Genomic DNA, 15,509 nt, shown 5'->3' with positions numbered 1-15,509 from the left:
CGTGGCAAAACTTTGGCAAAAAGCGAATCAGACTACAGATGCTAAAATTGAAAAATTTACGATAGGGAATGATCCCATCTATGATTTACAATTGGCTCGCTACGATGTATTGGGCTCTTTAGCCCATATAACCATGTTGGCGGAAGTCGGACTGTTAAAAAAAGAAGAACTAAGCCCTTTATACCAAGAATTGAAAGTCATTTTAGCCTCCATTGATGCAGGAGAATTTGAAATTGAATCTGGTATGGAGGATGTTCATTCTCAAATCGAATATTTACTAACAAAAAAGCTAGGTGATTTAGGAAAGAAAATTCATGCGGGCCGTTCTAGAAATGACCAAGTGTTAGTGGATTTAAAATTATTCATGCGTGCTGAAATTCAAGAAATTGCTGAAGCTGTTGAAAAGCTTTTCAATTTACTACTTGCCAAAAGTGAGGCCCATAAAAAAGATTTGCTTCCTGGCTATACCCACTTGCAAATTGCCATGCCGTCCTCTTTTGGTTTATGGTTTGGCGCTTATGCAGAAAGTTTGGTAGAAGATGTTGAATTACTAGAAGCAGCCTTTCGATTAGCTAATAAAAATCCACTAGGTTCAGGTGCAGGATACGGTTCTTCCTTTCCCTTGGATCGCCAATTAACCACCGACTTATTAGGCTTTGAAAGTCCTCATGTCAATGTAGTTAATGCCCAGTTATCCCGTGGTAAAACAGAGTTTTATTTATTAACTGCCATCAGCCAAATTGCTAGTACGTTGAGTAAATTGGCCATGGATGTGTGTTTATACAATTCTCAAAATTTTGGATTCATTGAATTACCTGATTCTCTTACTACAGGGAGTTCCATCATGCCACATAAAAAGAATCCAGATGTGGCTGAATTATTGAGAGGAAAGGCCAATAAACTCAAAGCACTCCCTAATCAATTGCACCTGCTGACCAGCAATTTGCCTTCAGGCTATCATCGCGAGTTTCAATTAACCAAAGAACTTTTAATGCCTGCTATTGAAGAAATTTTAGATGGTTTGGAAATTACTCACTACCTAGTAGAGCACATGAAAGTAAAATCTGATTTATTAAATCATGATAAATATGACTTACTTTTTAGCGTAGAAGAAGTGAATCGACTAGTAGTTCAGGGTGTTCCATTTCGGGAAGCTTACCAACAAATTGGTAAAATGATTGAAGATAAACAGTTTGATGGTAGCCAAAGGAATCTGAATCACACCCATTTAGGAAGTATAGGTAATTTAGGTTTAGATCAAATTCAAGCCCAAAAAGATACTGCTTTCCAACGATTTGGATTTGAGAAAGTTAATCAAGCCATTGCTCGGTTAATTGCTAGCTAGCATTTTTTGAACATATTTTCCTACAATATCAAATTCTAAATTGACAGAATCACCTACTTTTAATTGGTGGAAGACGGTATGCTCATAGGTGTAGGGGATGATGGCCACCGAGAAATCATGTTGACCAGAATTGACTACGGTTAAACTAGTTCCATTCACACAAATAGAACCTTTGCTTACCGTGATATGCTCTTTGGAAAGAGGATATTCAAAATAATATTCCCAAGAGCCTTCTTTAGAAACGATTTGAGTACATACGCCCTTGGTATCCACATGACCTTGGACAATGTGCCCATCAAATCGACCAGTAGCCGCTAAGCAACGCTCTAGATTAACCTTTTGCCCCAATTTAAGTGCTCCTAAATTAGTCTTATTGAGGGTCTCTTCTATGGCAGTAACTCGGTATTGATTATGCTTAATTTCGACTACAGTTAAACAAACTCCATTATGCGCCAAAGATTGATCTATCTTTAATTCATGGGTAAAAGGTGAACTAAACCAAAAATCGATATTTGTTCCTTGAACCAATCTATTCTCTAAGGTGCCCATGGCCTCCACTATGCCTGTAAACATCGAATTAAATTTTATATTTTTGCCTAAACTCAAAATTACACCCAATCTTATGAAATTCAATAAATGGATTTTGATTCTTATACTTGGTGCTATCGCTTTGGTGATAATCAGTTTACCCAAAAATAATATTCCTAGCCTTAGTAAATCTCATGAAGATTCTTTGGCGGTAATGAAACATCGACAAGAAAAAGACATTTCGATGAAAGAGCAAGAAGATTCTCCTATCAAGAATAAAGAAAACTTTAAGGGCTTAAGCTATTTTCCTTTCTCTAGTGCCTGGCAAATAGAATTTGAATTAGAAAAAAATAAAAAAGCAGATAAAATCGCCTTGCCGATGAATGATGGCACGAAGGAAGACATCCTGTATATTGGAGATATTAAAGCCCAAATAAATGGACAAGATGTTCGCTTAAAGCTTTATCAACATGATAATGGTGATTTCTTCCTTCCTTTTAAAGACAAAACCGCCTCCACAGAAACCTATGGAGGCGGTAGGTACTTAGATATACCCCTAATAAATCTAAACGGTAAAAAACTTAAGGCGGATTTTAATTTGGCTTATTTTCCTTTTTGTGCGTACAATCCGGAATATGCTTGCCCTGTACCACCAGCAAGTAACCAACTAAACTTTAGGATACCCGCTGGTGAAAAAAACTAGTCTACTTGGTTAATGGAAGCTGCACCTGACAGATCTTTGCTGATAGTAGGCACTCCTTTATAAGATACTTTTGAAGCTCCAGAGGCATCAACACGTAAAGTCTTTTGGCTTTGTACACTGACATGACTAGCGCCACTTGCCTCGACATCGGCATCACGGGCCATCAAATTAGTACCCTCCAAGTGACTTGCACCTGAAGCATCTACATTTAATTTTCCTGCATGTCCGCTGATATTTAATTTGGAAGCACCAGATAATTCAACATTTAACTTATCGGCATTAATTTGATTTAATTGCCCCTTAGAAGCTCCAGTAAACACAAAATTCATTTGTTCTTCGTTCGAGAAACCGTCCACATCTACGCGGCAAGCTCCAGAAAATTCTGCATTGGCTAAACGAGGCATCGTGATAACCAAACGTACTCTTTTACGATTTTTACCCCAGCTAAAACCCCAATTTCTATCTTTATAAGAAACCTTCAAGGTATTGCCGTCGATGTCTACTTCTAAGTCATCTACATCTTCTTGACGTCCATAAGCCGCCAAAGAGAAGGCACTTCCTTTGCTTACCTTAATTTCAAAAGCATGACCTAAGTCTAGGTTTTGAAAACCCGATACCTTAAACTTTTTTGAATAATCTTCTGGAGATGCGAATGCCACTATTGACATGAATAATGCTCCCAGGAAAATGAATAAATTGAATTTTGTTTTCATGATTGTTATTATTTTGGAATGTAGAGAAGATGAAATGAATGATCAAATGGTTGCATGATCTTCTATTTATTTTTGCGTTTTAAGGTTTACTTGTAAGTTGGAAATGGTTGGATAACTTAAATTGGCATCCATGGATTTATTACCTGTAATACTTTTGATCACTTGTAAATCCATTTTAGATTGATCTTTTAAGGATACAATGGCCTTTTGAACAACCAAGTTTGGAGCAATAAGCTCAGAGTTTTGATCAGATGAAGCAATCAATAAATCCGTAGTACCGTCAACATTGACACTATGGAAATCATGCAAGACAACTTCTAATTTAGCTTGATTGAATCCTTTGATTTCAGTTCTAGCATTTCCTCCTAATTCCACTTTAGAGAGCTTAGGGGATTGAATTTCAATCTGAACGCCAGATTGTACTTTATCCAATTTCAATATACCATTCACCACTTTAGCTTCCGTTACAAAACTAGGCTTATCATTTCCTTCAAAGCGAATGACATATTTATCACCTGACACGATGCGAATGCTGGCACCTTCGGTATTCAAGGCTTCTATACTTTGAAAGTTCTCCAAATCCTTACTGATAGAAAAATTAACTCCTATTTCATCGGAAGAACGATCTTCATGGAATGACTCATTCTTATCCTCAATCGGTTCACGGTTAATACAAGTCAAACCTTTTTCAGGAGTAAAATTCCACATCGAACCAACAAATAAGTCACCTGTACTTTCGTTGAAGTAACCTCCATGAATTTCATTTTCAATATAGGAAGCAAAATCACGGGTCATTCCAAAACTCTGACCAAAAGGAATCAACACCTTAACACGCATTCGCTGATTTCTGAATCGTTGATTCGTAATTCCAAAATGACTATCAAATATGATTTTATCATTTTGAATGGAGTAATCGTATTTAATACTTCTGGCATTTTTCTCCGCATCTAAACGGTCCTTTCCGTTTGATTTTGAAAATTCAATGACTTGAATCGTTGTTCCTGAATATCCCTCAATGGTGATTTGCGTACGCGTAAATCCTTCGCGATTATAGTCATGCATATCTTCATCATCCAAGATCTCATCTACCAGTTCTCTACTACCTAACATCTTTTCCCAAATCGACTCTTGAGATTCTTTTTTGATATCAAATACAAATGGCTTTGTCGGAATACTAATGTCTTTTACTTGATTGACAGAAGCTGTTCTGGAAAAATTTCTTCCAACTGTTGGTAAGGCCACAAATAAGCCAACCCAACCAATAATGCATAATGTAGTAGCAATGTATTTATATGTTCTATTATAAAATTTACGGTTGGCTAATAAGGACACTCCAGAAATAATTATGGAAACCAGAATAGGTAGAATTGCCGCAATGAAGGCTAAATAAGTCCAAGAAGGCAAGTCATTAGCTAATAAATATAATGGAATAGCTTCACCAAAGGCAATTTGAACTTGACCATGATCGAATCCTGAGAATCCAACAGAAGAAAATGTAATCAAGGCAATGATACTACCCAAACCAAAAACGGTTAAAATGATACCAAATGCTATTTGAACAATCCACCGAAGAGCTATAAAAAAGCCTTTAAATGCACCAAAGAAAGCAGCAATCAGTCGAAAAGGAACTAATAAGATACGTGTCAAAGCACTTTCTTCAGCCTCTCCTTCCTTTTGGAAGTTCTTTTTGATGTTATTTTCAATATTTTCAAGTGTGATAGGTTCACCTGTCATCTCCATTTTATCGGTAAGGGTTTTAGCCTCTGGTGCTATGATTAATATCACCAGATAGGCTACAATTCCTGTTCCAAAAAACAATACAGAGAGTACGGCTAACACACGCAATAAACCTAAATCCCATCCTGTATAGGCAGAAAATCCGGAGATAACACCTCCAATTACTTTCTTTTCAGGATCGCGGTAAAACTTACGGAAGGATTTATCCTCTTCTAAATTGATTTCACCTGGGATAGCAATCCAACAAATGACATAAGCCCAGAAAATGACATTAGCTACGTGGAATAATGGGATAAGACCAAAGAATCCAACGATCATGCATAAACGAACCCAAATAGGATCAGCATGTAGATAACGAGCCAAACCCGAAGCCACACCACCAATCATTTTCCTTGACAAATCTCTTCTAAATACTTTTTGATGAGGACTAGACTTTTCTGAATGAGTCGAATGAGTCTGAGATGAGTTACTTTCTTTCTTATCTTCTTCGCTTTCTAAAGCCTGAAAATCTGCTACAGTTCCTAAAGAAGCGATTAAGGTATTCACATGTTCCAATGAAATGGCCTCGGTTTTCTCGTCCTCCCGAATGCCCCAAAATTTTTCGGCAATTCTTGCTTCAATGTCAGCAATAATCTCTTTTGAACCTTCGAAATTCTCGAAGTAAGCATGGATGGATTTGATATAGGCATCCAATGTTGCAAACGCATCCTCCTCAATGTGGAAGATAATCCCTGCGATATTAATTGAAAGGGTCTTTTTCATACAATAATAGATTTATGAATTGGGGGTGACGGGATTGGTTATTTGAAGTACTGAGCCTTGTAACTCATCCCATGTTAAATGAAGTTCTTCTAAAAATTCTCCTCCTTTTTCTGTTAATACGTAATACTTACGTGGTGGGCCTGAGGAAGATTCCACCCATTTGTAATCTAAAAACCCAGCATTTTTTAGGCGGGTTAAAAGAGGATATAAGGTTCCCTCCACGACCATGATTTTTGCTGAGGTTAATTCTTCCAACATGTTGGATGCGTAAACCTCGCCTCGCGAAATAATCTGCAGAATACAGAATTCCAAAATTCCTTTCCTCATCTGCACCTTGGCATTTTCAATATCCATCGGTTTCTGTGTTTTAATGTGATACAAAACTACGTAAGGTACTTTGCATTACATAGTACCTTAGAAACTTTTTTTTGATTTTTGGATAAACGGTGACTATTTTGTGATGAATAGCCTTTTTTAGGTTCGAAAAATCACCATATGTTCAAAGAAGTCTCCTTACCCCTAGCCTTTTACAACCGCGACACATGGCTTAAGGTGGCTTTTTTTGCTGTTTGTGTTTTCATGGCGGGTTTTTCGCTCTACTTTACAGACGGCTTAGTCACTAAATTAGAAGAAAGAGAAAAGCAGCAAATCGAATTATATGCAGAAACTATTCGCTACGTCATGACAAGTGATGAGAATGCTGATATCAATTTCTTTTTTGAAAGGATTAAAAAAATCAATGAAAACAATACCATCCCCGTTATATGGAAAGATGGTTCAGGGCATTTAAATTCCATTAATATCCCAATGCCCAACCAGCTCTCTACTGAGGCAAAGCAAGTTATACTCAAACAAAAGCTGACCGAAATAATTTCTGAAAACAACAAACCCATTGAAATGGACATGGGTTTTCAGAAAGAATACATCTATTATGGAAATTCCAAATTGTTGAAATTACTACGGTATTATCCCCTTTCTCAGCTTCTTGTTGTATTGATTATTGGATTCTTAGGATATATCTTTTTCTCTTATTCGAGAAGGGCTGAACAAAATCGAGTTTGGGTAGGATTGGCCAAAGAAACAGCTCATCAATTAGGAACGCCTCTTTCTTCCTTGACAGCATGGGTTGAAATCCTTCGAAATGAACCTAGTATTGATCCTAATATAGTCATTGAATTAACCAAGGATATTCAACGCTTAGAAACCATCACCACTAGATTTTCCAACATTGGCTCTGCCCCTATCCTGAAAGAAGAGAATCTAGAAGAGTTAATCAGTACCTTTTTGCAATATTTAAAGAACCGTATTTCAAGTAAAGTTCACATTGAAGTCATCAGCATGTTGGCCCCAGACCAAGTGGCAAAAGTCAATCGATATTTGTTTGAATGGGTCATTGAAAATATTTGTAAAAATGGAGTGGATGCCATGAGTGGTAGCGGAGATATTCAAATTGTACTTTCAGAAGGGAAAAACAATGTCATCTACATTGATATTTCTGATACGGGAAAAGGAATATCCAATAAGAATATGTCCAAAATATTTTCCCCAGGATTTAGTACCAAGAAAAGAGGTTGGGGATTAGGACTTACATTAGCTAAAAGGATTGTCGAAAATTATCATGAGGGTAAACTCATTTTAAAATCCACAGAAATTAACAAAGGAAGTACATTCCGAATTTCCTTGCCTAAGCCACCGATACACGCATGAATTCCCCTAATTTTGTTTTTGGTTCAGCTCTCGTTGTCATTTCCATAGGTTACATCCTGAAAAGCCTAGGTTATGTAACAACCCATGATGCCAAAAATATTTCGAAATTTTTGATGCACACCACTTTCCCAGCCTTGGTGTTTAGCACCATGATCAAGGTACAATTCACCTCCGAACTATTATGGCTGCCCTTAATCTGTATCTTATTTGCCCTGCTTTGTTCATTTGTAGGTTTTCATATTTTCAAAAAAGAAGGCTCAGAATACCGGGGAATCTTAACCATGGGTTGCTCAGGATATAACCTTGGCTTATTTGCCTACCCTTTGATTGAAGGGATTTGGGGTTGGAAGGGATTAACTTATGCAGCTATGTTTGACATTGGTAACTCCTTTATCAATTTCATTTTGACTTATGGAATGGGGAATTATTTATCGGCTCAAGCCAAAAGAGGTAGTATGTGGAAACATGTATTTAAGCGTATTATGTCTCTTTTCCCTTTTCAAGCCATGATCATTGGATTGCTTGTCAATTTACTGGAAGTTCCTTTGCCCTTATTCCTAACTAGCATAGTGGATACCATTGCACAAGGTAATAAACCCTTGGTATTGCTATTAATGGGAATTTATTTCAGTGTACGATTACCTAAAAAATCCTTTGTTAAGGTATTTCAAGTACTCGGTATTCGCTACCTTTTGGGTCTATCCATTGGCTTATTTTTATATTACAGTCTACCGTTTGATGCTCATTTTAGAAATATGATGTTAATCTGTATCATTCTTCCCGTGGGTATGACGCTCATCACCTATTCAGACGAACTAAATTTTGACACCTCCATTGCGGGTGCATTAGTTAATTTTTCCATGTTGATCAGCTTTGCTCTCATGTGGATATTGGTAGCTGTATTCCAAATGGCTACCGCCTAACCAAATAATTTTGGTAATTTGCAGAAACAAATGACCCTAATTTACGTTTGGGATTAAAGCAATCAATCAACAATGGTAGTACCCTACAAAAATCAATCGCAAGGAAAAAAGGAACAAGTAGCAGAAATGTTCAATTCCATTTCACCCAAGTATGATTTCTTAAATCATTTACTTAGCGGAGGAATCGACATTATCTGGAGAAAAAAAGCGATTAATTTGTTGAAAAACAAGGGTATAAAATCCTTGCTTGATATTGCTACAGGAACTGGAGATTTTGCGATTGAAGCGTTAAAAATTCAGCCTGAAAAAATCATAGGGGTTGACATTTCCCAAGGAATGCTAGATGTGGGAATCGAGAAAATCAAAAAACTGGGCTTACAAGATAAAATACACTTACAATTGGGCGATTCCGAAAAGCTACCTTTTTCGGATCAAAGCTTTGACGCTATTACTGTGAGTTTTGGTGTTCGAAATTATGAAAACCTTGAAAAAGGCTTGAGTGATATGTTACGTGTGTTGAAACCTGGAGGATATTGCCTTATTCTAGAGTTTTCTAATCCTAGAACGTTCCCGATGAAGCAATTATATGCCTTCTATTCCAAATTCATCCTTCCTTTATTAGGGAAAATGATTTCCAAAGATCCGGCGGCATATACCTATTTACCAGAATCAGTTCAAGCATTTCCTGATGGTCAAAACTTCTTAGATATTTTTCATCATGTGGGTTATGAAAATACCCAATGGATTCCCATGACGGGAGGTATCTGTTCTATTTATTTAGGCCAAAAATCAAAATAGGAATTTGAAAAAGCTATTGGCACTTATTGTTTTCAACTTGATTGGCTTTTATTCTTTGGCCCAGGGAAACAAGTACATTCGCATCAATAATGAGTATTATGACGACAAAAGGGTTCACTTTGGATTCCTCTTTGGCCTAAGTTCTAGCAATTTTAGCATGGAGGCTGATCCCACGCTAGCCCCAAGTATTTCTCCCAGAAATTTTGGATTTCAAATTGGGGGATTGGCAAATTATTCCTTTAATCGGTTTTTAGAATTAAAATCTGGAATTAATATTGCCCTATATGACCGGGAAATCACCTTTACCCAGCCTAAACCAGCAGAAGATATCAATATAGCAAGAGAATCTACTTGGTTTGAAATTCCTGTGCTACTAAAATATAAATCCATCCGACGAATGAACCATCGGATGTATGTTTTGGCTGGATCCAAATTTGGAGTAGAGGCTAATGTGAAGAAAAATAGTGCCGCTTTAAGTGCTCAAACGGTGGATTTTGCCTTAGAATATGGTTTCGGCTTTGAAGGATTTTTTAAATACTTCAAATTCACGCCCGAAATCAGATTTTCACATGGAATAGCCAATCTATATTCAGCACCTTCTGTTTCCACCAATCCTTATTTCAAAGTAAGTCGAATTAATACCCACAACGTCACCTTGTACATTAATTTCGAATAATTACTTCAAGCCTTTTCTTGCCAACTTAGGGTCAACTTTCGTTTCAAATACGCTGACAGCCGATACACCAAACCATCCTGCTCCTTGGAAAGAAGAATTACTATTCAAATTCTGAATATTGGTAGGGATATTAGCTGCTGGTCTTGAAAATAATCCTGCATTATTTAATTCCAGTCGAGCCTGAGAATAAAAATTGAATTGATCCTGGGAAATGGAATAAAGCTCCACCTTGATTAAATCATTTTCTACATACAATTCTGGAGAAATAGATCGGCGGATGGGTAGGTTAAAGGTTAATCCATCAGAAGCTGCTCCCTGCTGAAATGCACCATCATAGATGACAGATATATTGGATGGATCATTAAATAGCTTCCCATTTTTAAAGGTCTTAACGCGATAACAATCCCCCAAACCTAAAAAATCCTTAGCAAAAAATTGGGCATCATACCCTTCCTTAGGTTTATCATCCCCTCTTTGTCGACCCGATGCTTCATCAAATTGATATAATAAGGAATCAATAGTAGGTACTCTGCGCATCGTTGCCGAAGCGGCAAATTGCTCATTGGACCAGTTAATGGATAATTGATAGGTCATACCCATTTTACCTAATATTTCTGTAGGTGTTTTAGGTTGCCATACATAAGTACCCGCTTGATCTTTTTGCTCCACAAATACATATTCTTGGCCTGTATTATCTCGAACTTTGACTTCGGCTCCACTAATTTTAGGCACAGCTGAATTGTCAAAATAGGCTTGAGATTTAGTCAGCATAATTTTTTGAGGACCCAGTAAATTCGTTAATGTAGCTTCAACTACTACATAATTATTGGATTTGGGACTTTCCAACTGAACGATGTCTTCACAAGAGCTTAATGCCACAATGAAAAGAATACTTATGATATAAATAGCTTTGATTTTCATATTAGAACGAGAAATTATATGTTACTGCTGGAACGAATGAACCAATAATCGATAATTGAACAGCCTCAGTCTGAGCCGAATTTGTTTCGTTCGGACGGGTATAAACAGAAAAAGGATTTTTTCGATTATACAAATTATAAACAGAGAATACCCACTCTGACGTTCCTTTTCCAAATAGGCCTTTCTTGTTTTTCTTCGTAGCTGATATATCTAATCGATGATAATCAGGCACTCGAATATTACCTCGCGTACCTGGTATTGTTTGTGGATAGGCTATTCCTTCATAAACATATTTTTGTACGGGAATAGAATAAGGAACTCCGGTGATGTAAGCAAAATTTGCTCCAAATGACCATTTTTCAGATAAGGCATATTGCCCTATCAAATTTAAGGTATGCGTCCGGTCGTAGCGACTTGTATACCACTCATTATTATTGATTCCTTCAATCTTACGCTCCGTTCTTGCCAAGGTATAGCTTAACCAGCCTGTCAGCTTGCCTACATTCTTTTTCACAAAGACTTCTAATCCATAAGCACGCCCATCTCCAAATAATAAGTCCTTTTCAAAATATGGATTTAAAAACAAATTTGCCCGGTCTGCGTAATCAATTTGATTTTGCATCTTTTTATAATAGACCTCTACCGAAGCCTCATAATCATTTCCACTTTCTCCATAATTCTTAAAAAATCCCAAAGCTACTTGGTCGGCAATTTGTGGTTTGATATTATTGGTAGAACTTGTCCATACATCTAAAGGGGTGGATGCCGCTGTGTTGGACATCAAATGAACATATTGCGACAATCGATTAAAACTTGCTTTTAAAGATGACGCCTCATTCAAAGTCCAATTCAATGCCAAACGAGGCTCAAAATTTCCATATGATGCAATAACCTGATCTGGATTCACCTGATTAATCTGCAAAACATATCCAGATGGATTTTGCGCGGACATAGGTACAGCTATTCGATTATAATATTCTCCATCTAGACTTTGATAATCATAATGAGAATAACGTAAACCATACTGTGCTGAAAACTGCGGAGAAAATTTCAATTCATTTCCTACATAAAATGAAGCTTCTAATCCTCTTTTATTGGCTTGCCCAAACTCTCTTTTTTCTCCAATAGATGAGGCTACTGCTTTTCCTGGCTTAAATTCATAGGAAAGGATTTGACCTCCAAAAGTTAAGGTATTGTCAGGAGTAATATAATAAGTGAAATCTGGTTTAAAACTTAAATTAACAATGTTGGAAGTCCAACGGAAGGAATCATTTGGTCTTTTATTTTCTAAATCAGAATCCAATAAATAATCGTAATTACTATAAAAACTGGTGGCATTTAAAAACAACTTATTGGAAAATACGTGATTCCACCTAGCTGATAAAGTACCATTACCCCAGTTAAACCCAAATCCAGTTCCAAAAACATCTCGACCAAAATAGCCAGATAAAAACACGGTATTCTTCGAATTGATATTGTAATTGACCTTAGCAGTTAAATCATAAAAATTAAATTGAGCATTGGCATTATTCCCAGTTAGAAAAGGCTTGGCTAAAATATCAATATAAGATCTACGGGCTGCCACAATGAAGGATGCTTTATCTTTGATCAATGGTGCTTCGATGGAAAGTCGGGAGAAAATAACACCTATCCCACCATTGACCTCCAACTTTTTCGTATTCCCTTCTTTCATTTTCACATCCAAAATAGATGAAACCCGACCCCCATATTGAGCAGGAATACCTCCTTTAAAGAGTTTGACGTCCTTTACGGCATCTGGATTAAAGACGGAAAAAAAACCGAATAAGTGTGATGAATTATACACAGGTGCATCATCCATCAAAACCAAATTTTGATCTACACCACCGCCTCGAACATTGAATCCTGAAGCACCTTCGCCTACTGTACTTACACCTGGCAATAGTTGAATTGCTCTGACTAAATCCACCTCACCTAACAAGGCAGGGATTCTTTTAATGGTTTTTATATCAATCTTATTGACCGACATCTCGATGCTCTTGACATTTTCATCTATGGCCTTGGCCGTTACACGAACCTCAGCCAATTCACTATCGGCGGGTTTCAATTCCACTGAAAACTGCTGAGACTGATTAGAAAACTGAATTTTCTTCTCCACTCTTTCATAACCTGTATAAGAAAATACTAAAGTGTATTCCCCAGGAGCTAAGGTTAAACTATAAAATCCATACGTATTACTTTGATTTCCCACTTTGAGCTCTTTGACATAAACATTGGCTCCAATCAGTCCCTCTCCATTGGAACTGTCTTTGATATAACCGCTTAAAGTAGATTTTTGTGCATATAAAGTGCTGTAAAACAGACTAAATATGATGATAATAAGATGTCGAAATTTCATTGAATTAGATTATTGAACACTTGAGTATACTGATTGGCACAAAGATAAACCCATGAAGTGACAATAAGGTTTCAAAAACTGATAATGTGAAAATTTAGCATATTTTATTTTTTTAAATATATTCGGTAATATATTTCCGATTAATTTTTATTTTAAAATTTTGTACTACTTTTACATAACAATCAAGAGAAAAAGCGATGGACTTGAAAATTTTTGGCGAAATCATCCGAGAAAAAAGAAGCTCACTTCGACTGAACCAAGACGAATTGAGTGAAAAAAGCGGAGTTGCTATTAAAACTATTCATTCCATCGAATTGGGAAAAGGAAATCCCGCCATCAAAACCATACTCCGATTGTTTGATATACTGGAACTAGATTTAATCGTCATAGCCTCTAAACCTTAATTTTTTTACCATGGAACAGGCCATTAGTTTTGAAAGAGTACCCACTCGCATTTATTCAGATTCGGAACATGCATCTAAAGCAGTAGCACAGGAAATTGCTTCACTGATTCGCGAAAGAGCCAAAGAAAAGAAACCCGCTGTCTTAGGATTAGCCACGGGTTCCTCCCCTAAAAAAGTGTATCAGGAATTAATCCGAATGCACAAGGAAGAAGGATTAAGCTTCAAAAATGTGATTACCTTCAATTTAGATGAATATTATCCGATGCAGCCGGATGCCATTCAAAGTTATGTTCGCTTCATGAAGGAACAACTGTTTGATCATGTCGATATAGCCTTAAATAACATCAATATCCCAGATGGAACTCTTGCCATTGAAAAAATTCCTGAGTTTTGCCGGGATTATGATGAAAAAATCGAAAAACTGGGTGGCTTAGATTTTCAATTATTAGGAATTGGCCGAAACGGACATATTGGTTTTAATGAACCAGGTTCCTTGATCAATTCTAAAACTCGCTTAATGACCCTTGACATTAGCACCAAAATTGATGCTGCTATTGATTTTGGAGGTTTAGAAAAAGTTCATAAGAAAGCCATTACCATGGGTATTGATAAAATCATGCATGCTAAGCGTGTGATTTTATTAGCTTGGGGTGAACATAAAGCCGAAAGTGTAGCCCGTGCTGTAGAAGGAGCCGTGTCTTCTGATATCCCTGCATCTTATTTGCAACAACACAACAATGCTACTTTCATCTTGGATGAAACAGCTGCTGCAGCATTAACCCGGATCAAAACTCCCTGGGTGGTAGATTCCGTAATTTGGGATCGTAAAATGATTAAAAAAGCAGTAACCCATTTGGCATTACAATTGGATAAACCTGTTTTAAAATTAACGAGTAAGGATTATAATGAACATGGCCTTTCAGAACTGTTATCTCTTTATGGCCAGGCTTATGATATCAATATTGAAGTGTTCAATTACTTACAACACACCATTACGGGTTGGCCAGGTGGGAAACCGAATGCGGATGACACACACCGCCCAGAAAGAGCCTTTCCTGCCAAAAAGAAAGTCATTATTTTCAGTCCACACCCAGACGATGATATCATCTCCATGGGAGGTACATTCCAACGTCTTCATGACCAAGGACATGAAGTGCATGTGGCTTATCAGACAACAGGTAATATTGCCGTAGCGGATGATGAAGCGCTTCGTTTTGCCGAATTTGTGGTGGATTTCAATGAAAAATTTGAAAACTCCAATCCCAAGGCCAATAAAATTTACAAAGAAGCGGTCAAGTTCTTAAAAAGCAAACGCGATTCAGAAATTGATATTCCTTCTGTGAGAGAAATCAAAGGTTTAATCCGAAAAGGAGAAGCCAAAAATACGTGTCGATTCGTCGGTATTAAAAAAGAGAATACCCATTTCTTAGAAATGCCATTTTATGAGACAGGAACAGTTCGTAAAAACCCGATTGGCGAAGAAGATGTGCAGATTATCATGAATTTGATTGAGGAAATTCAACCTCACCAAATCTATGCTGCAGGTGATTTAGCGGATCCACATGGAACTCATAAAGTTTGTTTGGACGCCATTTTAGAGGCTGTACAGCGATTAAAGCATCGTGAATACATGAAAAATTGCTGGGTATGGCTATACAAAGGAGCTTGGGCGGAGTGGGATATTGATCAAATAGAAATGGCCGTACCGATGTCACCTGATCAGGTATTTCAAAAGCGTATGGGTATTTTTAAACACCAATCTCAAAAAGATGGTGTGGTATTCCAAGGTGATGACTCCCGTGAATTTTGGCAAAGAGCTGAAGAGCGTAACCGTGGAACAGCAAGCATTTACAATAAATTAGGACTAGCGGAATACGAAGCCATGGAAGCATTCGTTCGCTGGAGATTTTAAAAC

Annotated in this window: 14 protein-coding genes; 8 read left to right on the top strand and 6 right to left on the bottom strand. The window is 37.1% G+C overall.

The features are described from left to right. Nucleotide 1: 1 nt before the first annotated feature. Nucleotides 2-1,345, top strand: a complete 1,344-nt coding sequence (gene argH, locus EWU23_RS11190) for an argininosuccinate lyase (protein ID WP_166232182.1) — start codon at nt 2-4, stop codon at nt 1,343-1,345. Here the strand turns inward: argH and EWU23_RS11185 are convergent. After that, entirely contained in the window at nt 1,331-1,918 is a 588-nt protein-coding gene (locus EWU23_RS11185; RefSeq protein ID WP_166232180.1) for a riboflavin synthase, read from the bottom strand. The genes argH and EWU23_RS11185 overlap by 15 nt on opposite strands. A gap of 199 nt (nt 1,919-2,117) precedes the next feature. Here EWU23_RS11185 and EWU23_RS11180 point away from each other — a divergent pair, with 199 nt between their 5' ends. Continuing rightward, complete coding sequence (locus EWU23_RS11180; RefSeq protein WP_166232178.1) at nt 2,118-2,576, top strand: DUF1684 domain-containing protein; 459 nt, start codon at nt 2,118-2,120, stop codon at nt 2,574-2,576. Here EWU23_RS11180 and EWU23_RS11175 read toward each other — a convergent pair. The 3 genes from EWU23_RS11175 to EWU23_RS11165 all read right to left on the bottom strand — a co-directional run bounded on the left by EWU23_RS11175 (nt 2,573) and on the right by EWU23_RS11165 (nt 6,142). Next, entirely contained in the window at nt 2,573-3,289 is a 717-nt protein-coding gene (locus tag EWU23_RS11175; protein ID WP_166232176.1) for a head GIN domain-containing protein, read from the bottom strand. The genes EWU23_RS11180 and EWU23_RS11175 overlap by 4 nt on opposite strands. Before the next feature lie 66 nt (nt 3,290-3,355). Next, entirely contained in the window at nt 3,356-5,788 is a 2,433-nt protein-coding gene (locus tag EWU23_RS11170; RefSeq protein ID WP_166232174.1) for a PspC domain-containing protein, read from the bottom strand. Between the two features lie 12 nt (nt 5,789-5,800). Continuing rightward, nucleotides 5,801-6,142: a PadR family transcriptional regulator gene (locus EWU23_RS11165; protein WP_166232172.1), complete on the bottom strand. Its 342-nt coding sequence runs from the start codon at nt 6,140-6,142 to the stop codon at nt 5,801-5,803. Between the two features lie 141 nt (nt 6,143-6,283). On the opposite strand from EWU23_RS11165, the gene EWU23_RS11160 reads away from it, so the two are divergent. The 4 genes from EWU23_RS11160 (at nt 6,284) to porT (ending at nt 9,892) form a co-directional block, all read left to right on the top strand. Beyond that, the gene (locus EWU23_RS11160) at nt 6,284-7,495 is read left to right on the top strand and encodes a sensor histidine kinase (protein ID WP_166232170.1); all 1,212 of its coding nucleotides are present in this window, start codon (nt 6,284-6,286) and stop codon (nt 7,493-7,495) included. Beyond that, nucleotides 7,492-8,418, top strand: a complete 927-nt coding sequence (locus EWU23_RS11155; protein ID WP_166232168.1) for an AEC family transporter — start codon at nt 7,492-7,494, stop codon at nt 8,416-8,418. Before EWU23_RS11160 ends, EWU23_RS11155 begins: the two co-directional genes overlap by 4 nt. Before the next feature lie 72 nt (nt 8,419-8,490). Then, the gene (gene ubiE / locus EWU23_RS11150; RefSeq protein ID WP_166232166.1) at nt 8,491-9,216 is read left to right on the top strand and encodes a bifunctional demethylmenaquinone methyltransferase/2-methoxy-6-polyprenyl-1,4-benzoquinol methylase UbiE; all 726 of its coding nucleotides are present in this window, start codon (nt 8,491-8,493) and stop codon (nt 9,214-9,216) included. A 4-nt stretch (nt 9,217-9,220) separates the two neighbouring features. Beyond that, a complete protein-coding gene (gene porT / locus EWU23_RS11145; protein ID WP_166232164.1) occupies nt 9,221-9,892 on the top strand; it encodes a type IX secretion/gliding motility protein PorT/SprT in 672 nt (223 codons plus the stop codon). Here porT and EWU23_RS11140 read toward each other — a convergent pair whose 3' ends face one another. Both EWU23_RS11140 and EWU23_RS11135 read right to left on the bottom strand, forming a co-directional pair. After that, nucleotides 9,893-10,813 (bottom strand): DUF4249 domain-containing protein, encoded by a 921-nt coding sequence (locus tag EWU23_RS11140; protein ID WP_166232162.1) that lies wholly within the window; start codon nt 10,811-10,813, stop codon nt 9,893-9,895. Nucleotide 10,814: 1 nt separating this feature from the next. Beyond that, entirely contained in the window at nt 10,815-13,190 is a 2,376-nt protein-coding gene (locus EWU23_RS11135) for a TonB-dependent receptor (RefSeq protein ID WP_166232160.1), read from the bottom strand. 197 nt (nt 13,191-13,387) lie between these two features. Here EWU23_RS11135 and EWU23_RS11130 point away from each other — a divergent pair, with 197 nt between their 5' ends. Next, on the top strand, nt 13,388-13,594 hold the full coding sequence (locus EWU23_RS11130) for a helix-turn-helix transcriptional regulator (protein WP_166232158.1): 207 nt from the start codon (nt 13,388-13,390) through the stop codon (nt 13,592-13,594). Nucleotides 13,595-13,604: 10 nt separating this feature from the next. Next, the gene (gene nagB / locus EWU23_RS11125) at nt 13,605-15,506 is read left to right on the top strand and encodes a glucosamine-6-phosphate deaminase (RefSeq protein WP_166232156.1); all 1,902 of its coding nucleotides are present in this window, start codon (nt 13,605-13,607) and stop codon (nt 15,504-15,506) included. Nucleotides 15,507-15,509 lie beyond the last annotated feature (3 nt).

It is taken from the genome of Aquirufa beregesia (assembly GCF_011090385.1).
Lineage (GTDB): Bacteria > Bacteroidota > Bacteroidia > Cytophagales > Spirosomataceae > Aquirufa > Aquirufa beregesia.
This window is presented reverse-complemented; position numbering and strand designations above follow the sequence as displayed.

What these genes read in the sequence shown, in the direction of transcription:
- EWU23_RS11165 (WP_166232172.1), bottom strand. Translation starts at nt 6,142, where the DNA reads ATGGATATTGAAAATGCCAAGGTGCAGATGAGGAAAGGAATTTTGGAA.
- EWU23_RS11155 (WP_166232168.1), top strand. Translation starts at nt 7,492, where the DNA reads ATGAATTCCCCTAATTTTGTTTTTGGTTCAGCTCTCGTTGTCATTTCC.
- nagB (WP_166232156.1), top strand. Translation starts at nt 13,605, where the DNA reads ATGGAACAGGCCATTAGTTTTGAAAGAGTACCCACTCGCATTTATTCA.
- EWU23_RS11130 (WP_166232158.1), top strand. Translation starts at nt 13,388, where the DNA reads ATGGACTTGAAAATTTTTGGCGAAATCATCCGAGAAAAAAGAAGCTCA.
- ubiE (WP_166232166.1), top strand. Translation starts at nt 8,491, where the DNA reads ATGGTAGTACCCTACAAAAATCAATCGCAAGGAAAAAAGGAACAAGTA.
- EWU23_RS11185 (WP_166232180.1), bottom strand. Translation starts at nt 1,918, where the DNA reads ATGTTTACAGGCATAGTGGAGGCCATGGGCACCTTAGAGAATAGATTG.
- EWU23_RS11160 (WP_166232170.1), top strand. Translation starts at nt 6,284, where the DNA reads ATGTTCAAAGAAGTCTCCTTACCCCTAGCCTTTTACAACCGCGACACA.
- EWU23_RS11170 (WP_166232174.1), bottom strand. Translation starts at nt 5,788, where the DNA reads ATGAAAAAGACCCTTTCAATTAATATCGCAGGGATTATCTTCCACATT.
- EWU23_RS11140 (WP_166232162.1), bottom strand. Translation starts at nt 10,813, where the DNA reads ATGAAAATCAAAGCTATTTATATCATAAGTATTCTTTTCATTGTGGCA.
- EWU23_RS11175 (WP_166232176.1), bottom strand. Translation starts at nt 3,289, where the DNA reads ATGAAAACAAAATTCAATTTATTCATTTTCCTGGGAGCATTATTCATG.
- EWU23_RS11180 (WP_166232178.1), top strand. Translation starts at nt 2,118, where the DNA reads ATGAAAGAGCAAGAAGATTCTCCTATCAAGAATAAAGAAAACTTTAAG.
- EWU23_RS11135 (WP_166232160.1), bottom strand. Translation starts at nt 13,190, where the DNA reads ATGAAATTTCGACATCTTATTATCATCATATTTAGTCTGTTTTACAGC.